The sequence below is a fragment of the Agrobacterium sp. genome (assembly GCF_032092815.1).
Lineage (GTDB): Bacteria > Pseudomonadota > Alphaproteobacteria > Rhizobiales > Rhizobiaceae > Agrobacterium.
Window position 1 is genome coordinate 1 of record NZ_DAMDBP010000003.1, and the last position, 20,719, is coordinate 20,719.

Here is a 20,719-nt window from a genome sequence, read left to right on the forward strand (position 1 = left end):
CCGGTTTGGTGTCGCCGTTTAAGGCTTTGTAAGCGAATGCGCAAGACTTAATTGTCAAACAGAAATGCCGTTTGCCATTCCTTATGCGCTATTCCAGGACTTACTTGCCATTAAGGCCCTTATGTAGGCACCTCTGCGCGAGGCGCAAGCGCATGGATTCGCACCATCGTCAATCACTAGCCGCAGATATGATTCCCCCGCTGTCAAAATGACTTTATTGTGATTTGTGGCGTCGCTTATGGTTTACGGGAAGTTTCCGATGACATATGACGCCATGTAATCGCCTTTGGGAGGAAGGTGACGCGGGCCAAAGACGCCCCGATCAGTATTTCCTGCTTTCATTACCGATAGACGCACTCCCCGCGCCGCCACCTCATCCGTCTCAGGATATATCCATGGAAATTTTTACCGCCGCCGGCTTCACGGCATTCCTGCAGGTTATAGCAATCGACCTTGTGCTCGCTGGCGATAACGCTGTTGTCATCGGCCTAGCTGCTGCTGGCCTTCCCGCCCATCTGCGCCGCAAGGCAATTTTGATCGGCATCATCGCCGCAACGGTTCTGCGCATCGGTTTTGCCGCTGTCACCGTCCAGCTGCTGGAAATGGTTGGCCTTCGCCTTTTCGGCGGCCTGCTTTTGGGCTGGGTGTGCTGGAAGATGTGGGTTGAACTGCGCGAGCAGAACGGCTCCATGGATGATGAAGTCACCGATGAAGAAGCCGACCTGACCAAGGGTCACAAGACCTTCTTCCAGGCGGCCATGCAAATCGTCATCGCTGACGTGTCGATGTCACTGGATAACGTGCTGGCTGTGGCCGGTGCTGCCCAGGAACATCTAACCGTCCTGGTCATCGGGCTGATCGTGTCCATCGGCCTGATGGGGCTTGCCGCAAACTTCGTTGCCAAGTTGCTGCACCGCTACCGCTGGATTTCCTATCTCGGCCTAATGGTCATCATCTATGTTACACTGAACATGCTCTATCACGGCAGCATTGAAGTCTTGCCTTATATCCAGGCCTATCTCGGCTGACAAACCGCTCAGACAGAGCAATTTTCCGGCAAATCATGTAGTAAACAAATGGTTTGCCGGAACACACCCCTGAACATGCGCATCCAAATCCTGTCGAAACAATTCGGGACACTTATTGCGTTTTGATCATTTCTGCGCGGCATTTTAACGATAAAAGAATAAATCGTTAACCGCCTTCATTCAGTAAGCCTCAACATCTCAAAGACAATATGCCCTTAGACCACCTCATGATGAGGTGTCTTACATGGGATGTACCATATGTTTATCGACGCTATCGTTACCCTTACCTTGATTATTGCGCCTCTTTATCTCTTCTTCCGCTGGGTTCAGGCGGACTCGGAGAGACAGGACAAGCCCTCATCAAATGGCTCAGCCTCCTTTCGCTGAACGCAACGATACTGACAGCACACGGCGATAAACCATAACGCCATTCCCGGCTTACAGCTTTTCTCTTTCATGGCTTGTGAAAACATCCGATCCTTCGCCGTCCAGTGACAGGATTAAGCGGAAACTCACCCAAATGGGGCATGACACCGTCCCAGGGTGAATTAACGTCTCGTTCATCATAAGCCTTGTGTTACCGCGCCGGCCTATTGGCTGACGCGACAACAGAAACCCGTGAAAGAGACGATGCATACGCCCGTTCTGGTCGCCGCCTACCTCTCCGTATCCGTTCTTTTCGTCGCTTATACCTGCGTCGAAATCCAGCGTGACAATACGAGGCTGCGTTTTACCCACTGGCTTGGCATTGCTTTTTGTACTGTCTGGCCAGCACTGGTTGCCATGGCGCTCGTTTCAGCCTTAGCAGGCCGGTTGCGTCTCAAGCAGAGTTGAGCGACGCAATCATTCGCCCTCAAAGGCCCCTGCCATCAGCCACAGCTTCATTTCAACAAGACGACTGGCAAATGCACGCTTGCCAGCCGTTAGGACCCCATTGTCATGAATGCGGTGCTGACCAAGCAAGGGTCACGCGCAGGTTTCGGACGCCTGTGCGTTGAAACCCATCCCCTCAAATTTCCGCACGACCTCACCACGCAACACATCAGCCTTCTCGTTGCTCTTGAAGAAGGTAAATCCAATCGCGCCAAACGGATGGCAACGTTTGTCATCTTTATATTGGCATACTCAATTGCATTCCGGGTCAGCCTCATAAGCTCGACGGCGACGTACCGCTCAATGCCGACCAATTATGCTTCGCTTGATAGAAACGGCAGATTGACTCTTGCGCAAAACAAGAACATTTAGAGAACAAATATGAGGGACATTATGGCGCAGGCTGAAAAAATCATTGTAATGACGTTCAAGAAAAACCGCGGCGGCATTGTGCCCGGCGAAATGCGAACCGCATCCAACCCGGTTGCAGCCGAAAAGATTGCAGCTGCAATGGCACCCCGTCACGTTGGCGTAGCGGCCTACAAGGTGATGGTTGACGATGAAAGCGGCGACATGGCGTCACCGATCCTCATCGTCTCTCACGGTGAAATTGCCGATCTCGACGGCGACTGATTTTCGACGTGAAAAGCGGAAAATATCAGCCCCTTACCGTCACGTGCCGTCGTCAACAAAACGTACAGTTTCTCCTGTCGAGAGAATGCCTGCACCGTACTGATTTTTTACGGACTACGAATCGCGTCGCATCTGATGCGTGAAAGAATCACGAAAGAAACCGACCAACGGTTCAACAGCGCAAACTGACACACAGTGACACGATCAAAACAATACAAGATGTAAGTGGTTGAATTTATTGGAGCGGGTAGCGGGAATCGAACCCGCGTATTCAGCTTGGAAGGCTGCTGCTCTACCATTGAGCTATACCCGCGGTGGTGATTCGATCCGTGCAGAATGGTGGAGGAAGTTGGATTTGAACCAACGTAGGCTGAGCCAACGGATTTACAGTCCGTCCCCTTTAACCACTCGGGCATTCCTCCAGTATTCTGCGAGGATCAAGCGACCAAGCTTTAGTCCAGATTTCCGTGTCCGGCGCGTCGCCGTTCGTCGTCTGTGGCCGGGTATATGACTGCCCGATCTTCATCTGTCAACACGCCCTGTCACGAATTTTTCGAAAAAAATTCAATTAGCTTACACAGCCTGTGGATAGCAGCGGGGGCTGGTGTGACGAGATCGCCGGAGATATAAGGCGCTATGAGCAAAGATGATCCCAACGACAAATCCACCCGCGATACGCACTACGCCAACCTGCGCCGTGCCGTGCGCGATGCAAAACGCGAGCGGGGCGAGATTCCGACCCCGGCCTTCCAGAAACGCAAGCGCCAGGGCGCTGATGAATGGAAGCCGCCGCAGCTCGGCGCCGACCAGGTCTATCTCTATGGCCTGCACACCGTGCGCGCTGCCCTTTCCAATCCGGAACGACAGATCATCAAGCTGTCGGTGACGCAGAACGCGCTGGCACGTCTGGAAATCGGCACCGCCGAAGAACAGAAGTTCCCGGTGGAAATGGTGTCGCCACAGGATATCGACAAGGTGCTCGGCCCCGAGGCCATTCATCAGGGCGTGATGCTGGAAACCCGGCCATTGCCGGTGCGCAAGCTCTCCGCCCTCAAGGACAGCCCGCTTATTCTGGTGCTCGATCAGGTCACAGACCCGCACAATGTCGGCGCGATCATGCGTTCGGCCGTGGCCTTCAAGGCTGGCGCCATCATCACCACCATGCGTCACAGCCCCACCGAATCGGGTGTCATGGCAAAATCGGCCTCCGGCGCGCTAGAAATGATCCCCTATATCCAGATCACCAATCTGGCCGATGCGCTGGGCGAATTGCATAAGCTGGGCTTTTTCTCCGTTGGTCTTGATTCGGAAGGCCCGGCCCCGATCGAGCAGACATTCAGCGGCGAAAAGATTGCGCTTGTTCTGGGTGCTGAAGGCAAGGGCCTTCGCCAGAAGACCCGCGAAACCGTCAGCGCGCTGGCACGGCTCGATATGCCGGGCGAAATCAAGTCGCTCAACGTCTCCAACGCAGCCGCGATCGCGCTTTACGCCACCCAGCAGTTCCTGGCTGGCGCAACGGCGCGGAAATAAGCGACGTTTCTAAAGCTGCCCAGATGACGACGACCTTTCCCGACCATCCGAAAACACAATCGGGAAAGGCCCTGCCATGAAAGATGTCGGCCACGGTTCTTTGCTGACGCAGGGATCGACCCGGAAAAACGGCTGGATCAACCATGCCAACGATCCGGTCGGCATGGAGCGCATCGAAGCCTTTTTCGCCGCACGCGCCTATGAAATGCACCGCCACGACACCTACGCCATAGGGCGAACGCTGTCGGGCGTGCAAAGCTTCAATTACCGCGGCGCCTTGCGCAACAATCAGCCCGGCGGCACCATGGTGCTGCATCCCGATGAAAAACACGATGGGCAGGCCGGGGCCGAAGGCGGTTTTCATTATCGCATCGCCTATATTGAACCCGCCGCCATTCAGGCGGTGCTGCGCGGCCGCGCCCTGCCCTATGTCAACGGCGGCATTTCCGACGATCCACGGCTGTTTGCTGCAACCGGCCGCATCCTGCGCAGCGTCGAGGACCGCATCGATACTTTCGAATATCAGGATGCCTTGTTTGAGCTGGCACATGCCCTTGAAGCGGCATCCGGTTCGGCACCGGTAAAGGCAAAAAAGCTGATCGATTATTCCTCTGTCGAAATGGCCAGACAATATCTGCAGGAACTGCCACACACGGTTACGCTGGATGATCTTGAAAAGCTGTGCGGGCGCGATCGCTGGAGCCTGTCGCGCGACTTTCGCACCCTGTTTGGTACAAGCCCCTATCGTTACCTGACCATGCGCCGCCTTGATGCGGTCAAAACTGCGCTGCGTAGCGGGCAAAGCCTTGCCGAGACCGCCTTTTCAGCCGGTTTTGCTGACCAGAGCCACATGACGCGGCAGTTCACCAAAGCCTTTGGTATCAGCCCTGCCCGTTGGCTTGGCCTTCTCAATCACCGACAGGTGACATCGGGATAATCAGCTTAAAAAACTGCACGATCGTTCAAGACGCATGTGGTACGCGCGATCTATTGCCAGAGGCTTTCCAACAGGATGCCTTCCCATGCAGAAAACCTACACGTCAGTCCGCTTTGCCGAAAAATTTCCGCTGCTTCCAGACCACTGGCAGCCTCGCGTCGTTGCTGAAATGAACGACTACCAGTTCAAGCTGGTGCGGATCCTTGGTGATTTCATCTGGCACGAACATGCCACCACCGATGAGAGCTTCATCGTGATGGAGGGGGAGTTACGCATCGATTTTCGTGACGGCGCAGTCACCGTGAAAGCCGGCGAGATGTTTGTGGTGCCGAAAGGTGTTGAGCACAAACCTTTTGCCGAAAAGGAAGTGAAGCTGATGCTGATTGAACCGCGCGGCGTTCTGAACACCGGTGAAAGTGGCGGAGAACGCACCGCGACCAACGACATCTGGATCTGACGCCTACCCTGTCACAACTTCGTCCATAAAAAAGTCGCGCAGCGGGTTTCGATGCGCGACGATAAATCCGGTTGGTGACCACCAGATTGATCAGGCCTTTTTCAGAAACTCGGCGCGCAGCACCAGGCCCTTGATCTTGGCGTGGCGGCAATTCACCTCGTCCGGATTGTCGGTCAGCTGGATACCCTTGATCATTGTGCCACGCTTCAGCGTCTCGGAGGTACCCTTGACCTTCAGGTCCTTGATCAGCGTAACATTGTCGCCGTCCTGCAGGATCGCGCCGTTCGAATCTCTCACATCCATCATCATTCCAATCGCGTAAATTGCTTTGTCCAGATGGACGCCTTAACGGTTGCAAATACGGATTGTCCAGTGCGGCATTGATTGCAGGTCGCCAACATATCCCATAAACTTTACAGACTTGCGGAATCGCAAAAATAACCAGCCGAATGGAGACAGCACAGCAATGACCGACACCCCCAAGCCAACCGGAGAGTTGACACTTCGCACTCTCGCCATGCCTGCGGATGCCAATCCGGCAGGAGATATTTTCGGTGGCTGGGTCATGTCCCAGATGGACTTGGCAAGCGGCATTCGCGCAGCCGAGCGTGCACGCTGTCGCGTGGTCACCGCATCGGTCAAGGAAATGGCCTTCGAATTGCCGGTCAAGATCGGTGATACGCTGAGTATCTACACCGATATCGTTCGGGTTGGCCGCACATCCATTACCCTCAGCATCGAGGCCTGGGCGCACCGTTCGCGCTACAACAAGCTGGAAAAGGTCACTGCAGCAACCTTCATCATGGTTGCACTGGATGATGACGGCCAGCCAACACCGGTGCCGGCAGAAGCATAACAGACCGCCTCAAAGGCCTTACGAAACGAAAAACCCCTCCGGTCCTGCATGAGACCGGAGGGGTTTTCTTTTTGAGTGCGACAGAGAAATCTCTCAGAGCAGTCGCATTGCTTCGCCCGACATGGCCTTGCCAAAAGGCGCAACCTTGTCAAAGGGCTCCCACAGGAACTCGCGCCACAGGCGTGCACAGCCGGAGCCATGGTCCAACCCGAAACTCTGCGGGAAGTTCAGCACGTAATTGGCGGTGAAGATGTCGCCGCTGAAAACCTTTTCAATCGGGTTGAGCGCATCATGCATCACGACAGCCGCCAGATTGCGGGGACGGTGCAGCGCCAGCAACTGGGAAATATCGATCTTGCGATGCGAATAGGCATCGTAATAGGCCTGCGGCAGCAGGATCGGGTCGGTGCCATAGGAATTCGGATTCCAGTTGTGCGTCGCGATCGACTGCTTGACCTTGTTCAGCAACTCTGGCCGGAAGCCGGTCTGCGGATTTACCGCAAACGAAACCAGCATGGCATTGTTACCAATCATGGCCAGGCGTTTGTCCAGTAAAATGCCGTAACGCAGTGATGCATAGGCACCGGCACCGCAACCAACGAACTTGACGTGGGTAATGCCGTTTTCGACAATATATTTGATCAGCCGTTCCACAATCTCGTCTTCGTGTTCGAGATACCAGGAGGTCTTTTCTTCCACGAACCAGATGAGATGCGCATGATACTGCGGAATGACCGCATAGCCGTCGAGATTGGTATCAAACGGCACGCCAGGATTGGACTAGGCCTTGTTGCCGTAATCGTTGAAACAGACAATCAGGTTGGTGGACCGCGACGGACGCACAACAGACAGAAGACGGCCCTTGGCCGGTGCGACCGGAATAGTCGCCAGGCGATCATGCACCTGTATATTCATGCCTATCAACGCTCCATCTGAATCGCTGCAACTGCAACTGCATTACGCAATCAAACTTGCGTCAGAGTGAATGACGGCATGTTCCCCGACAAGCGTTTCCCTCCTTGTGAAGACCAACAGCCACAAGACATAAGCGTGAAACAGGTTGCGGAACCGGGAAGAAACGCAACCTGCTTGAGGCACGTCTGATTTCTGGAAAACATCGGAGGCCTACATTTTCAGGTATGGAGACGCACGGTCGAAGGACAGGCCCGGGAAAATGCCAAGGGTAAGATCATTTGCATTGACACCGAACTGCCGCTGCAACATCGCAGCCGCCACCTCGCGCACATCACCGGTCGGCATAAGGTCGCGATCATCAAGTAAATCCCCGTCACCAAGTCCCGGCCATTTGCCCAGCACCTGCCCCCCGGCAATATCGCCACCCGCCACCAGCGCCACGCTGCCGGTGCCATGGTCGGTACCACCGGTGCCATTTTCACGCGCTGTGCGGCCAAATTCGGTCACGGCAAGGACAACAGTCTTTTTCCAGACGTCGTCACCCAACTCCTCTTTCAGTGTGGTGATGGCAATCATCAGATCCTTCACCGTTCGGGCAAACTGTCCTTTCTGCCCGGCATGGGTGTCCCAGCCATCGATAGAGAAGCTGGCAATGCGATAATCCTCGCGCAGCAGACCCGCCGTCAGATTGGCAACGTCGCGAATGCCCTGCCCGCGTTTTTCGTCCTCAAACAACATGTCTGCCGACATGTCGGTTTTTAGCGCTTCGCCGAGCACCCGAGAAAAATCGGGATCATTGGCATAAAGCCGTTTCAGGAAACCGATCTCATCTTCCGGCATGGTAATGTCGGATACCGAGGACCAGACATCCACCTCATTGGGACCGGACAGAATAAGCTCCATCGATGTGTTGATATCAATCGCTTTGCGGTCCGCAGAGCGCGGAATGGTGGCAAGCGCCCGGTTCAGCCAGCCGGTGCGCTCGTCATGTACAGCCTGGCCACCGCTTTCCAGCATGTCCTGCCCGTCAAAATGGCTGCGCGCATCCCGGTAAGGCGTCGATACCGCATGCACAAAGGCCAGTTCCTTGCCCTGCCACAAGGGCATCAGCGCTTCGGCGGCCGGGTTCAGACCAAAAAATCCATCAAGATCGATCAACCCGCTGTCGGGTGTCAGGGCAAGGGTCGGGCGCAGGGCCGCAAATAACGGATCACCAAAGGGCTGCACCATATCCAGCCCATCCATGGCGCCACGCAAAACGATGGTCACAAAACGATTGTCGCCGGGCATCGCTGCAAAACTGACCGGCGAAAAAGCCGGCACGGCAGCGGCACAGCAGGCCGTCGCCAAAAAACTGCGACGGCTCATGAGCATGTCTTCAGAGAAAGTCATAATCTATCTCCTGTTGAATTCTGGTGATGAAAGAACAAGCGTTATGCCACTGGCCCGGTTGGGGGCCTGCTGCACAACTTTAATCGTGTCGTCACGCGCCATATCCGCCAGCGCGTTTTGCAGAAGTGCTTTTGGCTCGATATTGCGGCCAAGACTGTTGGCAGCTTTTCGCGCCCATAAAATGCGTTCGCTGATCTGGCTGGGGGAAAGCCAGGTCATTACCCCTTCTTCAAATCCGGCCGGACTTGGCGGCTGCCACACCGGCTGGCCCATGCGTTTCAAGGCAGCAATTGTCATGCTGCGGGCAAGTCCGGGTTTGCGGACATTGCCATTATTCGCCGGCAACGCTTCGCCCTTTGCCAAGGCCTGCGGTTGCGGCTCAGGCTGTGCCATGTCGCCGTCCATATCCTTGCCGGGACCGGCACGAGAGCCGGAAACGGCGCCAGACATCATGGAACCGCCAGCACCTTCGCTAGAGCCTGATGGTCCAGCGTTACCTTTATCCGTCATATCGGAAGCGTCACCGTAGGGAGACATTATATCACGCCAGCTTTTTCGGTCTACGCCAAGCGCCCGCAAACCGGACACCACATAGTCGAATGGCAACTTCATCTTGCGACCGGGATCACTCCAGGCGCGCGGCTGAGACAGCATCACCTCATAGACCTTGGCCAGATTGCCGTCGCTCGCCCGCCATGCATCGACCATGACCTTGATCATGTCGGTGGGTGGCTCGTCGGCAATAAAATGCGTCACCAGCTTGCGGCAGATATGTTCAGCCGTCTCATGCCGCGCGGCCAGATCATCCAGCATCGACAGGCAGTCATCGACCGACCGTTTGCGTCCACCATAGGAAATCCCGAGAACATCGATCTGCCCCGGCTCTGCCAGACGCGGCCGAAACAGCATCTCATACTGGTCATTCACCGTCATGCCGGTCAATACAAGCGCGGCAGAGCGCACATCGGTCTGTGTGTAACCGCTTCCAGCACCCATCGTGTGCAGTTCCAGAAGTTCTCGACCGAGATTTTCATTGAGCCCGCGTCTGCGGTTCTGCGCCGCAACCGAATCCGGCCCGGCTGAGCGATCCTGATCGAGATAGATCAACATCGCCGGGTGGAGGATTGCCGCCTGCAACAGATCACGAAACGAACCGGCCAGATGCGGACGAATGGCTTCACTTTCATAAAGCGGCGTCAGCAACCGCATCGGCAGGGTTTTATAGGCATTGACGGAAAAATGATCGAACCAGAAGCCGGACAGGCGCTCATAAAATCCGTAGGGCGAAAACACCGCCTGCGTCACCCGTGCCACGGCATCGCGCTGAAAGGCCTGATTGGCCTTTTGCTGCAAGAGCTTTCGCCCTTCGCGATCCCGCTCACCACCATTGTTGATGGCACGGATTTCCCTTAGCCCTTCGGCAAGGTCGTCGGCACGTTGCCGCGCCTCATCGATACCACCTCTGGGAAACATCGGCTCAGACCGGCTGCCATCGGCCAACTGGCCAAGCAGATCATCCAGTCGCTCACCCTGCTTTTCGTGGGGAGACAGCCCGTAACCAAAACGGATCGCAGCCATCGTCGGAGAGTAGGAAACCATATCTGCCACTCCTGCCAACATGAAACACCAACATTCGGGAAGTGACAGGCTCTCAAGCAATTCTGGCCGCAATCGAGCGAAACTGCGGCCATTTTCCGACATGGATAATTTGTAATCCAACATTGCTGAGTGGTGGATGCGCTTGCCATCGACAGGTTGGCGCGGTAGTTTTGTGGCAATCTGTAGAAGGAGTTTTATGCGCAGACGCTAGATGAGCACCGCATTGGGCGGTTTCACGGCTGGTTCACATCTGGGCCGGCGTCTTTTTGCGTATTTTCACTACGGAACAATCATGTCCAACACAGACATTACCATCCGGGCCTATCGGCCTTCGGATCTGCACGTGCTTTCATCCCTCTGGTTCAACGCCTCACTGGCAGCCCATGCATTTCTGGGGGAACAGCGGCTGCGGCAGCAACAGCAGTTGGTCGAAACCATCTACTTGCCAAAAGCCGAAACATGGGTCGCCTGCATGGGTGAACACCCCGTGGGCTTTATCGGGCTTATCGATCACTTTATCGGCGGCCTGTTTGTCTCACCGTCCCAACAGGGCAAAGGCATAGGCAGGGCATTGCTGTCACATGCCCTGGCCTTAAAGGGCGAGCTTTCGCTGGATGTTTACGCCGACAATCACGGTGCACATCTGTTTTATCTGCGCGAAGGTTTCAGGGAAATCTCCCGCAATTCGGTCGATGATGAAGGACTGCCCTTCCCGACAATCAGGATGATCCGGAGCGCCTAAACAGAAGATAGCGGCGCGCAAAGTGCGCCGCTATCCGTCTTTCAGACCAGCATGGAAATTGCGGTCAATGCGTCACAGTGACAGCGCAGAAAAACTGTGTCAGTCAGGTGCCATGAAGCTCATTCGCAAAATCATGCAGGATCGCAGTTCGGCGGGCGCTGTCGCCATGCTGGCGCTCCTGCTGTTTTTGCTGCAAGGGCTGGCCAATGGCGTTGCCCATGGCAACATGGCCACCATGGCACTGGCCGCAGATGAGATTATCTGCTCCAGCCATTCCCCCGCTGGCGCGACTGAAAAACAGGATCCGGCCGGCAAAACCGCCAACAATTGCTGTGGCACGCTCTGTCGCCTGGCATCGGTGTCTGCCTCCGCCCTTCTGGTTACCCCAAACGAACTGACCACAACACTTCTGCCAAAGGTGGATATCGCCTTTGTGCGGCCGCAGGCCGACCAGCCAGCCACGCCACTAAACCGGGAATCGCAGCCACGCGGACCACCCGTCTTCACGCACATCTGAAAGACCAACACACCGGCCTGACCGGTAGACCTTTCATCTTGCGGAGACATCCATGTCCGTTACCACCTCTTTCGAGGGGCCGCGCGCGCCTGCGCAATCCTCATCGATCCATCTTTATCGCGCCGTCTGGCGCTGGCATTTTTATGCCGGTCTATTCATCCTGCCCTTCATGATCACGCTTGCCATCACCGGCGCGCTTTATCTGTTCAAAGACGAGATCGACAATGTCATTCATTCCGATCTCAAACGCATCGCCATGACTGAGAATGCGCATAAAACCACTCCGTCCGACATTGTCGCGGCAGCCCTGGCTGCAGTTCCCGGTACCGCGGTCAAATACACGACGCCTAACAATCCCGCTGCATCGACTGAGATCACCGTCAGCACGTCAGAGGGAAAACGTGCCGTTTACGTCAACACCTATACAGGCGAGGTGTTGGGTTCGCTGCCTGATCGCGGCACCGTCATGTGGACCGTGCGGTATCTGCACAGCCTGAAATATTTCGGCACCTACGCCCGTTATTTCATCGAGATCGCCGCTGGCTGGTCCATCCTGCTGGTCGCCACCGGCATCTATCTGTGGTGGCCACGCAACCAGACCGGTGGTGTGCTGACCATACGCGGCACGCCGAAAAAACGGGTATTCTGGCGTGACACCCATGCCGTCACCGGAATTTTCGTTGGCTTTTTCATTGTCTTTCTGGCCGCCACCGGCATGCCATGGTCGGGCGTCTGGGGCGGCAAGGTCAATGAATGGGCCAATGGCAGCAATTTCGGCTATCCATCCGGTGTGCGTGTTGATGTGCCGATGTCGATGCAGAAGCTTGATGACGTCTCAAAAACCTCGTGGTCACTGGAGCAGGCACAGATACCACTGTCGCAAGGTCAGGATCAGGGTCATGACCACGGTCAGGGTGACAGCGGCCATGAAGGTCATGGTGGCCACGCCACCATGCCTGCCACGCAACAGACGCCAACAATGAGCGATACGATTGGCATAAACAGCGCCATTGCCCGTTTCGAGCAGCTTGGCATGACACCGGGTTATGCTGTCACCCTGCCGACCAATCCATCCGGTGTCTATAGCGGCTCGATCTATCCCGACGACCTCTCCAAGCAGCGGGTCATTCACCTCGACCAATATAGCGGCGACGCGCTGATCGACATGAGCTATGCGGATTACGGTCCGATGGGCAAGGCTCTCGAATGGAGCATCAACACCCATATGGGCCAGCAATTTGGTCTGGCAAACCAGATCGTGCTGACCCTGGCCTGCCTCGCCATCGTGCTGCTGGCAGTCTCCGGTGGTGTCATGTGGTGGAAACGTCGCCCCAAGGGTTCGCTTGGCATTCCGCCGATGCCGCAGGAAAAACGGGTCATGCGTGGTCTCATCGCGATGCTGGCGATTGGCGGCATCTTTTACCCGCTGGTCGGATTAAGCCTGCTGGTCATGCTGGTGCTGGATTTTGCAGTTCAGAAAATCGGCAAAACCAAAGCTGCCTGAACAGAAGCGTAGGAAAACAGCGGCCGGGAGCAATCCCGGCCTCTTCCGCGCCTAGAGATGATATGCCTTGTAGACCAGACCAGCCGGCGTGCGATAGGTCTGAAAACCCATCGCCTCGTAATAGGCCTGCCCCAAAAAATTATCCGCGCCAATGCTGGCATCGATGCTGCGCAGGCCAAATTCTTGAGCGGCACGCAGCGTATCCCTGAACAAGTCGGAGCCTACCCCTCTGCGCGCGGCAAGTGGGCTGACATGTGTGCCGATGATGCCCCAACCTTCCGCCACGTCCCACGGGTTACCAGTCCTTGCAAGACGCAGCGATTGAAAGCCGAGAATACGCCCACCATCATCTTCCGCCACCACACACTGGATGCGATCCTCGTGGTTGATATAGGCAGCCACAATGGCAGCAACATCTGTCGGCGTCTTGCGCAAACCGGCCGCAAAAATCTCGTTTTGCAGGGCTGCCATGCCTTCGGCATCATCTGAAATTGCAGGTCTGGTTTTCATCATACCGCCTTCATAACTGGATGCCAGGATATGAGCAGCTATCGAACGGAAAGACCAGACACATTGCCTTACCGAGACAAATTACCTCTTTCTATCAAGGTGATATTTGGTTCAGCGGAATCAATATATCAATAACGGTTAGAGTGTCGGTGGATCGATTCTCGCAAGGAACAGACACTGCTGCAATGACTGACGCCGCCTGACCAGAGGAGTAAAAATGTCCGAAACAATTTTACGCTACGTGCCGCTTGATCCAAACTGGCAGCCATCGGAGGAACAGTCAGGGCAAGCCGTTTCACTGCTCAAATCCATGTCGCCGCTCGCCGACGATGTAACGGGCCACTTCGAGGATGATGTGCGCTTTTATGATCCTGGCGAGAACTGGTCGGGTGTAAAATGCCCCAACTGCAAGGCAGATGTCGAGGACTGGTGGGGCGAAGCCATGGAGACGGCCTTTGCCAGCGAGTTCAAAAATCTTTCCGCCAAAATTTCATGCTGTGGCACGACCGTATCGCTGAATACGCTGACCTATGTCTGGCCCGCCGCCTTTGGGCGTTTTGCGCTCGAAGCCCTCAATCCCAATATGGATGACACGACGTACGAGCAGGATCAGCAGCTTGCCGAAAGCCTCGGCGCGCCGCTTCGAAAAATCTGGGCCAGATATTAAATCGACCCAGATCCGTAAATGTACGGTGCGGCATCGCGGAACTCATGTCCCGCGATGCTGTGCTGATGAAAATCAGCGGAATGCCTGATTATCAGGACCGGAAGATAAACGATGCACCCAGCGCAATCAGCGCGAAACCGATGACGTGGTTGATCGTCAGGCTTTCCTTCAGCCAGAAGATTGAGAAACCGGCAAAAACGATCAGCGTGATCACTTCCTGCATCGTCTTCAACTGCGCGGTGGTGTAGACAGCCGAGCCGATACGGTTGGCTGGAACCGCCAGACAATATTCAAAAAACGCGATGCCCCAACTGGCCATGATCGCCAGAAACAGGGCGCTGCCCTTGTGCTTGAGATGCCCGTACCATGCAAAGGTCATGAAAACATTCGAGGCGACGAGCATCAGAACAGGCCAGATGTGGGCAGGGCTGAATGAAAAAGGCATGATTGACCTTTGGAAATTGTGATGAAACGGGAACCGAAGCAGAGAACCATTTTCGGCTTTTGGCCATTTGCTTACAGCATCTGGCCAAAAAGTGTACTGGGCTTATTGGCGAAGCAGATGCCCTGATATGAAAGGCATCTACTCCATCCTTCCGCCTGCCGCACAGCAACGAAAACGGAGGAGAAAACACGCCAGCTTTCATTCGGTTCCATGCGCGGCAACGTTTCCTTTTTGTACTCATTTTTTCATTGCCGCCCCTTCCTTTTTGACTGGACTCTCTCCATATTCCCGGCATGGCCAAATCTCCGAAAAAACCCACCGACCAGACCTTGCGCTCCGATGGCTTTGCCGAAATGCCACAGGCACCTTTTGAAGGTGCGCCGCTTTCCGGCAGCGTGGCCGATTGGGTAAAGCAGCTGGAGGCCGAGGCCGAGGCATCTTCGATTGAAACCCAGCGGGAGATTGCCTCCAAGGCCGGCAAGCACCGCAAGAAGATTGAGATTGAGGCCCGCAAGGCTGCCATGGATGAAGCAGCCAAGGCTGCCAAAGGCAATAAGAAGGCCACGGCGCAGAAAACATCGCGCGGCGTGTCGATTGGTGCCTCCAACGACCCCAAGACCCGTGCGGCTGCCGGCCTCAACCCGGTTGCTGGTCTGGATGTCAGCCTTGAGGAAGCAGAAAGCCTTGCCACTGGCGCGGTCACGGCCACGGTTGATGCGCTTTCCAAGCTGATTGAAAGCGGTAATCCGCTGTTCAAGAACGGCGAAATCTGGACACCACACCGCCCTGCCCGCCCGGAAAAATCCGAAGGCGGCATCAAGCTGGAAATGGTCACGGATTACAAACCCTCTGGCGACCAGCCAACCGCCATTGCCGATCTGGTCGAAGGCATCAGCTCCGGTGAGCGGTCGCAGGTTCTTCTCGGTGTCACCGGCTCCGGTAAAACCTTCACCATGGCCAAGGTCATCGAGGCAACCCAGCGTCCCGCCGTCATTCTGGCGCCCAACAAGACGCTGGCGGCCCAGCTCTATTCCGAGTTCAAGAACTTCTTCCCCAACAATGCCGTGGAATATTTCGTATCCTATTACGATTATTACCAGCCGGAAGCCTATGTACCGCGCTCGGATACCTTCATCGAGAAGGAATCCTCGATCAACGAGCAGATCGACCGTATGCGCCACGCCGCCACCCGCGCCATTCTGGAGCGTGATGACTGTATCATCGTCGCCTCCGTCTCCTGCATTTACGGTATCGGTTCGGTGGAAACCTACACCGCCATGACCTTCCAGATGCAGGTGGGCGACAAGCTGGACCAGCGCCAGCTGCTGGCCGACCTCGTGGCCCAGCAATATAAACGGCAGGACATCAACTTCGTGCGCGGTTCCTTCCGTGTACGTGGTGACACGATTGAAATCTTCCCGGCCCACTTGGAGGATGCCGCATGGCGTATCTCGATGTGGGGTGATGAAATCGAAACCATCACCGAATTCGACCCACTGACGGGCCAGAAGACCGGCGATCTGCAATCGGTAAAAATCTACGCCAACTCGCACTATGTCACGCCGCGCCCGACGCTGAACGGTGCCATCAAGTCGATCAAGGAAGAGCTGAAAGGCCGCCTTGCCGAACTGGAAAAGGCTGGCCGTCTGCTCGAAGCGCAGCGTCTGGAACAGCGCACGCGTTACGATATCGAAATGCTGGAAGCCACCGGCTCCTGCGCCGGTATCGAAAACTATTCCCGTTACCTCACCGGCCGCAATCCCGGTGAGCCACCACCGACCCTATTTGAATATATCCCCGACAACGCCCTGCTGTTCATCGACGAAAGCCACGTCTCGGTCAGCCAGATCGGCGGCATGTATCGCGGCGACTTCCGTCGTAAGGCAACGCTGGCCGAATACGGCTTCCGCCTGCCCTCCTGCATGGACAACCGTCCACTGCGCTTCGAGGAATGGGACGCCATGCGTCCGCCAACCATTGCCGTGTCGGCCACGCCCGGCTCCTGGGAAATGGAGGAATCCGGCGGTGTGTTTGCCGAACAGGTCATTCGCCCTACCGGCCTTATCGATCCGCCGGTCGAGGTGCGTTCTGCCCGGTCGCAGGTTGACGATGTCTTGGGTGAAATCCGCGAGACCGCACAGGCCGGTTACCGCACGCTGGTCACTGTTCTGACCAAACGTATGGCGGAAGACCTCACCGAATATCTGCATGAGCAAGGCGTACGCGTGCGTTACATGCACTCGGACATCGACACGCTGGAGCGTATTGAAATCATCCGTGACCTGCGCCTCGGCGCCTTTGACGTGCTGGTTGGCATCAACCTGCTGCGTGAAGGTCTCGATATTCCCGAATGCGGTTTCGTCGCCATTCTCGATGCCGACAAGGAAGGTTTCCTGCGTTCGGAAACCTCACTCATCCAGACGATCGGCCGTGCTGCCCGTAACGTCGATGGCAAGGTTATCCTCTATGCGGACAACGTCACCGGCTCGATGAAACGTGCGATGGAAGAAACCAGCCGTCGCCGTGAAAAGCAGATGGCCTACAATGCCGAACACGGCATTACGCCGGAATCGGTCAAGGCGCGCATCTCCGATATTCTTGATTCAGTTTATGAAAAAGATCACGTAAGGGCTGATATTTCTGGCGTTTCTGGCAAGGGCTTTGCCGATGGCGGTCATCTGGTCGGTGCCAATCTGCAGGCCCACCTCAACGCGCTCGAAAAACAGATGCGCGATGCCGCAGCCGATCTCGACTTCGAAAAGGCCGCCCGTCTGCGCGACGAGATCAAACGCCTCAAGGCGGTCGAACTCGCCGCCATGGACGACCCGATTGCCAAGGAGGAATCCAAGGCACAGGAAGGCATCAGACGCGCCGCCCAGGCCACACGCGAATCCCTGTTTCAGAAACCATCGCTGGATGACATGGGCCCAGGCACCGATGCCACCAAGCCGCTGTTCCGCAAGAACACGCTGGATGAAATGACCGTGGGTCGTACCGAAAAACCCGTGCGTGGTGACGTTCCGGAAAAACCGGCCACGGAACCGGGCAAACGGTTCTCACCGCTTCTCGAAGGCCAGCCGGAAAAACGCACTGACGATCCTCGTCCGATCATTCGTGCCAAACCCGGCGTCGGTTCCTATGAAGACGCCGTCGATGAAAAACAGCGCAAGGGTCGCACCAAAGGCAAAACAGGCAAACCGGGTCGATAACCACAAACGAAACGCGCAAGACCTCAACATCCCCATAAACGTTGACTTCGTTTATGGGTGATCCGAAGGGCAGTTACGTTTTTTGGTGGTAAGGCATTCGTTGCCGATCTTGCGCTCACCACGAGTCGACCAGATCACTTGCCGCCAGAAAACGGTTGGCCAGTCTTTTATCTGTTGCGCGGCCATGACGGCTTGGCAGGAATTGCACCGCCAAAAAAACCTGATGGTTGTATTTTACGATTATGCGTTAAACCTGCATCAACCCCTTGCTGGCATATCTCCACCCAAAGAAAAGGAGACATGCCTCATATGATGATCGGTTTTAAAAACACCCACAATCAAACCGTCTACGTCAATCCGGCACAGGTGCTGTACGTTGGCGCATTTGAGGAAGATGTTTCGATTATCGCCATGGCACTGGCAGTCTCCGGCGGCAAACCTCTGATGCTCCATGTGCGCGGCAGTGTTGATCTGGTGCAGCAGAAACTCTCCGGCACTTTCCCGCCGCGTTCCTAAGCTTTTTTATACACTTTAAGATGATCCCGCTTTTTTCGCAGAGCGGGATGATGTCGATTTATGAGAGATATTTCTCTCCGCCGCCGCGCGGATGAGTGCCTTGAAAGCACCCTCATCAATCTCATCACCTTCATGAATATCGATGGCGCGGCGCGTATTGCCCTCAAGACTGGCATTAAAAAGTCCGGCCGGGTCCGCAAGTGACGCACCATGGGCAAAGGTCAACTTAACCACGCTTTTATAGGTCTCGCCGGTGCAGATGATGCCGGCATGTTCCCAAACCGGCACACCACGCCATTTCCATTCTTCGACCACCTCAGGCAGCGCCTGTTTGATCAATCCTCTGACATGGCCAAGCACCGGCCCGCGCCAGTCCTCAAGCTGCGCTATTCTTTCATCGATCCGGGTCGAGGCAGAAACCTCATCCGCGGCATTTTTATCCTGTGTCTCTGGCATTCGCATCACTCACCTCACCTCGGTCGGCCTGATGGTCGTGACAGGATTATAGCCGATTTCAGATCGGACCGATGATTTATTCTGCATTTTGTGCCGGAACCAAAATCACCGCCGTCCGTTTCCTCTCCGAACATAGCGTTCGATACTGAAAGGGAAGAAACATCATGAAAAACAAGGTTTTCGCACTGGCTGCCGTTGCAGCCCTGGCCTCTTCTGTTGCCTTCGCACAGACAGCAGCAACACCTGCTGCGCCTGCAACAGAAGCCCCTCCAGCCGCCGGTGCTGACGCAACTATGGCTGGCCCTGGCATCACCATGGGCATGCAGCCAAACGGCCCCCTGAAGTTCGTCAACGTGCAGAAGACAGACCTGACCGCTTCCCAGCTTGAAGGCCTGGATATCTACAATGCCGCTGGTGATGACATCGGTGAAATCGAAGATGTCGTGATCGGCGATGGCAAATCCGTCATCGGCCTGGTTGCCAGCGTCGGCGGTTTCCTCGGCATCGACAAGAGCTATGTCGTTCTTGACCCGGCATCCGTGGCTGTTCACAACGACAATGGCACATGGAAGGCCTATGTCGACACCACAAAGGAAGCGCTCGAAGCCGCTCCGAAGCTTGATTACGACAAGCTGGACGACTGATCTCTCCCCTGATCATTCGCATATTCCAGTGAAAGCCTCTGCCAAACGGCAGGGGCTTTTTTGTGCCTCATGCTCATCCCTATCTGACGCTGCACAGATGTTCCTTGAAAATCAACGCCAGACAAGCCATCGTCCGATCATCTTGATGTGCTGGAGATCAAACATTTGCCGCCGGATATTTCGACAGTCCAGGTCGTTCAGGATCGCGCCGGAATGATTGCGGGTATGACCCCGACACTGGATACAGAGACCTATATTTTCTGCTCCCTGCCGCTATCCGGCGCAGATCAACAGATTATCGTCGACGCCCTTGCCACATTCCGCGAAGCCGAAGGCATCAGCCTGATTCTGCCGCTTGAAAGGGCAACATCGCTCTGCTTGCCAATGACCCAGCCACCCATGTCGCGCATTACCCTTGAGGTCTATTCGTCACTTGAAGGTGTCGGTTTGACCGCAGCCGTATCGAGCGCTTTGGCGGATAAAGGCATTGCCTGCAACATGGTGGCCGCTCTACATCATGACCATGTGTTCGTGCCGCACGACAGGGCCAATGAGGCCATGGATATTCTGCGCGCCTTGCAAACATCGGCCCTACGATAGGCCAGAGATCAATTTTTACGATAAAACCCGTGGTCGCTGAGCGGGTTGTTGATATGGAACCCCTAGTGATCAAGACCCGCGACATGAAAAAAGCCGCCATCCCTGCCCTCCTTGCCTTGCTGGTCTTGCCGGCTGCCGCTGACGCCAATAACTGGCGTCCAGCTGAGCAGATCAAACCCTATACCGTGCGCGGCTCCACCGGCATGGAACTCTACCAGTCAATCGGCGCACGCGGCCCGGAGGCTGGCGCAGGTCAGGCGATTGCCTACACCACCTTCAAGCTGACGTGGCGCCGGGATTATCGCCCGCTGCCCGATGGCGCCTGTGTGCTGGCCTCCGCCAGGCCAAACCTCACCATCATCTACAGCTGGCCAAAACCCGCCTCAAAGCTCTCAGGGGCATTGGCTGAGAGCTGGCAGATCTTTATCCGGGGCGTTGAGACCCATGAGCGAGTGCATGGCGAGCATATTCTCGACATGGTCAAACAGATCGAAGCTTACAGCGTCGGTCTGCGCGCCGAAAACGACCCGAAATGCCAGAGGGTCCGCGAGGTCCTGCAAAAACGCCTGGGGGAGCTTTCCAACGAACAGCGCAGGCGCAGCAGTGATTTCGACCGCGAGGAAATGTCCCCCGGTGGCCGGGTACATCAACTTATTCTGGCACTGGTCAACGGCCCGTAAGCAGAACGT

25 protein-coding genes and 2 tRNA genes are annotated in these 20,719 nt (G+C 55.8%); 17 read left to right on the forward strand and 10 right to left on the reverse strand.

Annotated elements, in window-relative coordinates; translation table 11 throughout:
- The first annotated feature begins 395 nt into the window (after window positions 1-395).
- From RT613_RS01865 to RT613_RS01880, 4 genes are all read left to right on the forward strand, one after another.
- Complete coding sequence (locus tag RT613_RS01865; protein ID WP_313612538.1) at window positions 396-1,028, forward strand: TerC family protein; 633 nt, start codon at window positions 396-398, stop codon at window positions 1,026-1,028.
- A gap of 630 nt (window positions 1,029-1,658) precedes the next feature.
- Complete coding sequence (locus RT613_RS01870) at window positions 1,659-1,862, forward strand: hypothetical protein (protein ID WP_313612539.1); 204 nt, start codon at window positions 1,659-1,661, stop codon at window positions 1,860-1,862.
- A gap of 105 nt (window positions 1,863-1,967) precedes the next feature.
- Window positions 1,968-2,273 carry a hypothetical protein gene (locus RT613_RS01875; protein ID WP_313612540.1) on the forward strand — a complete coding sequence of 102 codons (306 nt, stop codon included), beginning with the start codon at window positions 1,968-1,970 and terminating at the stop codon, window positions 2,271-2,273.
- 21 nt (window positions 2,274-2,294) lie between these two features.
- Window positions 2,295-2,534, forward strand: a complete 240-nt coding sequence (locus RT613_RS01880) for a hypothetical protein (RefSeq protein WP_313612775.1) — start codon at window positions 2,295-2,297, stop codon at window positions 2,532-2,534.
- Between the two features lie 239 nt (window positions 2,535-2,773).
- On the opposite strand, the gene RT613_RS01885 is transcribed toward RT613_RS01880, so the two are convergent.
- Both RT613_RS01885 and RT613_RS01890 read right to left on the reverse strand, forming a co-directional pair.
- Window positions 2,774-2,847, reverse strand: a tRNA-Gly gene (locus RT613_RS01885).
- 24 nt (window positions 2,848-2,871) lie between these two features.
- Window positions 2,872-2,956 (reverse strand) — tRNA-Tyr (locus tag RT613_RS01890).
- Window positions 2,957-3,170: 214 nt separating this feature from the next.
- Here RT613_RS01890 and rlmB point away from each other — a divergent pair.
- The 3 genes from rlmB (at window position 3,171) to RT613_RS01905 (ending at window position 5,458) form a co-directional block, all read left to right on the forward strand.
- Window positions 3,171-4,064 (forward strand): 23S rRNA (guanosine(2251)-2'-O)-methyltransferase RlmB, encoded by an 894-nt coding sequence (gene rlmB / locus RT613_RS01895; RefSeq protein WP_313612541.1) that lies wholly within the window; start codon window positions 3,171-3,173, stop codon window positions 4,062-4,064.
- 76 nt (window positions 4,065-4,140) lie between these two features.
- Window positions 4,141-5,001 (forward strand): AraC family transcriptional regulator, encoded by an 861-nt coding sequence (locus RT613_RS01900; RefSeq protein WP_313612542.1) that lies wholly within the window; start codon window positions 4,141-4,143, stop codon window positions 4,999-5,001.
- A gap of 85 nt (window positions 5,002-5,086) precedes the next feature.
- Entirely contained in the window at window positions 5,087-5,458 is a 372-nt protein-coding gene (locus tag RT613_RS01905; protein WP_313612543.1) for a cupin domain-containing protein, read from the forward strand.
- A 90-nt stretch (window positions 5,459-5,548) separates the two neighbouring features.
- Here the strand turns inward: RT613_RS01905 and RT613_RS01910 are convergent, their stop codons facing one another.
- Window positions 5,549-5,761, reverse strand: coding sequence for an alkylphosphonate utilization protein (locus RT613_RS01910; RefSeq protein WP_312945993.1), 213 nt, complete (start codon window positions 5,759-5,761; stop codon window positions 5,549-5,551).
- A 163-nt stretch (window positions 5,762-5,924) separates the two neighbouring features.
- On the opposite strand from RT613_RS01910, the gene RT613_RS01915 reads away from it, so the two are divergent.
- A complete protein-coding gene (locus RT613_RS01915; protein ID WP_250981789.1) occupies window positions 5,925-6,314 on the forward strand; it encodes an acyl-CoA thioesterase in 390 nt (129 codons plus the stop codon).
- A 93-nt stretch (window positions 6,315-6,407) separates the two neighbouring features.
- Here RT613_RS01915 and RT613_RS01920 read toward each other — a convergent pair whose 3' ends face one another.
- The 4 genes from RT613_RS01920 to RT613_RS01935 form a co-directional block, all read right to left on the reverse strand.
- Window positions 6,408-7,082 (reverse strand): hypothetical protein, encoded by a 675-nt coding sequence (locus RT613_RS01920; RefSeq protein ID WP_313612545.1) that lies wholly within the window; start codon window positions 7,080-7,082, stop codon window positions 6,408-6,410.
- Between the two features lie 12 nt (window positions 7,083-7,094).
- Window positions 7,095-7,229 carry a hypothetical protein gene (locus RT613_RS01925; RefSeq protein ID WP_313612547.1) on the reverse strand — a complete coding sequence of 45 codons (135 nt, stop codon included), beginning with the start codon at window positions 7,227-7,229 and terminating at the stop codon, window positions 7,095-7,097.
- Between the two features lie 210 nt (window positions 7,230-7,439).
- Window positions 7,440-8,621 (reverse strand): DUF1501 domain-containing protein, encoded by a 1,182-nt coding sequence (locus RT613_RS01930; protein WP_313612549.1) that lies wholly within the window; start codon window positions 8,619-8,621, stop codon window positions 7,440-7,442.
- Window positions 8,622-8,624: 3 nt separating this feature from the next.
- Entirely contained in the window at window positions 8,625-10,220 is a 1,596-nt protein-coding gene (locus RT613_RS01935) for a DUF1800 domain-containing protein (protein WP_313612551.1), read from the reverse strand.
- Window positions 10,221-10,512: 292 nt separating this feature from the next.
- Between RT613_RS01935 and RT613_RS01940 the strand changes: the two genes are divergently transcribed.
- The 3 genes from RT613_RS01940 (at window position 10,513) to RT613_RS01950 (ending at window position 12,983) form a co-directional block, all read left to right on the forward strand.
- Entirely contained in the window at window positions 10,513-10,962 is a 450-nt protein-coding gene (locus tag RT613_RS01940; RefSeq protein ID WP_313612552.1) for a GNAT family N-acetyltransferase, read from the forward strand.
- A 67-nt stretch (window positions 10,963-11,029) separates the two neighbouring features.
- Window positions 11,030-11,479 carry a DUF2946 family protein gene (locus RT613_RS01945; protein WP_313612554.1) on the forward strand — a complete coding sequence of 150 codons (450 nt, stop codon included), beginning with the start codon at window positions 11,030-11,032 and terminating at the stop codon, window positions 11,477-11,479.
- 52 nt (window positions 11,480-11,531) lie between these two features.
- Entirely contained in the window at window positions 11,532-12,983 is a 1,452-nt protein-coding gene (locus tag RT613_RS01950; RefSeq protein ID WP_313612555.1) for a PepSY domain-containing protein, read from the forward strand.
- A 51-nt stretch (window positions 12,984-13,034) separates the two neighbouring features.
- Here the strand turns inward: RT613_RS01950 and RT613_RS01955 are convergent, their stop codons facing one another.
- Complete coding sequence (locus RT613_RS01955; RefSeq protein WP_313612556.1) at window positions 13,035-13,493, reverse strand: GNAT family N-acetyltransferase; 459 nt, start codon at window positions 13,491-13,493, stop codon at window positions 13,035-13,037.
- A 217-nt stretch (window positions 13,494-13,710) separates the two neighbouring features.
- Here RT613_RS01955 and RT613_RS01960 point away from each other — a divergent pair, with 217 nt between their 5' ends.
- Window positions 13,711-14,160 (forward strand): hypothetical protein, encoded by a 450-nt coding sequence (locus RT613_RS01960; RefSeq protein WP_313612557.1) that lies wholly within the window; start codon window positions 13,711-13,713, stop codon window positions 14,158-14,160.
- Window positions 14,161-14,251: 91 nt separating this feature from the next.
- Here RT613_RS01960 and RT613_RS01965 read toward each other — a convergent pair whose 3' ends face one another.
- Window positions 14,252-14,605 (reverse strand): DMT family protein, encoded by a 354-nt coding sequence (locus RT613_RS01965; RefSeq protein WP_313612558.1) that lies wholly within the window; start codon window positions 14,603-14,605, stop codon window positions 14,252-14,254.
- Window positions 14,606-14,898: 293 nt separating this feature from the next.
- Between RT613_RS01965 and uvrB the strand changes: the two genes are divergently transcribed.
- Together uvrB and RT613_RS01975 are read left to right on the forward strand one after the other, a co-directional pair.
- Window positions 14,899-17,814, forward strand: a complete 2,916-nt coding sequence (gene uvrB / locus RT613_RS01970) for an excinuclease ABC subunit UvrB (protein ID WP_313612559.1) — start codon at window positions 14,899-14,901, stop codon at window positions 17,812-17,814.
- A gap of 309 nt (window positions 17,815-18,123) precedes the next feature.
- Window positions 18,124-18,330: a hypothetical protein gene (locus RT613_RS01975; RefSeq protein ID WP_313612560.1), complete on the forward strand. Its 207-nt coding sequence runs from the start codon at window positions 18,124-18,126 to the stop codon at window positions 18,328-18,330.
- 15 nt (window positions 18,331-18,345) lie between these two features.
- Here the strand turns inward: RT613_RS01975 and RT613_RS01980 are convergent, their stop codons facing one another.
- A complete protein-coding gene (locus tag RT613_RS01980) occupies window positions 18,346-18,786 on the reverse strand; it encodes a DUF1801 domain-containing protein (protein WP_409558743.1) in 441 nt (146 codons plus the stop codon).
- A 164-nt stretch (window positions 18,787-18,950) separates the two neighbouring features.
- Between RT613_RS01980 and RT613_RS01985 the strand changes: the two genes are divergently transcribed.
- The 3 genes from RT613_RS01985 (at window position 18,951) to RT613_RS01995 (ending at window position 20,710) form a co-directional block, all read left to right on the forward strand.
- A complete protein-coding gene (locus RT613_RS01985) occupies window positions 18,951-19,430 on the forward strand; it encodes a PRC-barrel domain-containing protein (protein ID WP_313612561.1) in 480 nt (159 codons plus the stop codon).
- A gap of 165 nt (window positions 19,431-19,595) precedes the next feature.
- Window positions 19,596-20,030: an ACT domain-containing protein gene (locus RT613_RS01990; RefSeq protein WP_313612563.1), complete on the forward strand. Its 435-nt coding sequence runs from the start codon at window positions 19,596-19,598 to the stop codon at window positions 20,028-20,030.
- Window positions 20,031-20,113: 83 nt separating this feature from the next.
- Complete coding sequence (locus tag RT613_RS01995) at window positions 20,114-20,710, forward strand: DUF922 domain-containing protein (protein ID WP_313612779.1); 597 nt, start codon at window positions 20,114-20,116, stop codon at window positions 20,708-20,710.
- Window positions 20,711-20,719: the final 9 nt, after the last annotated feature.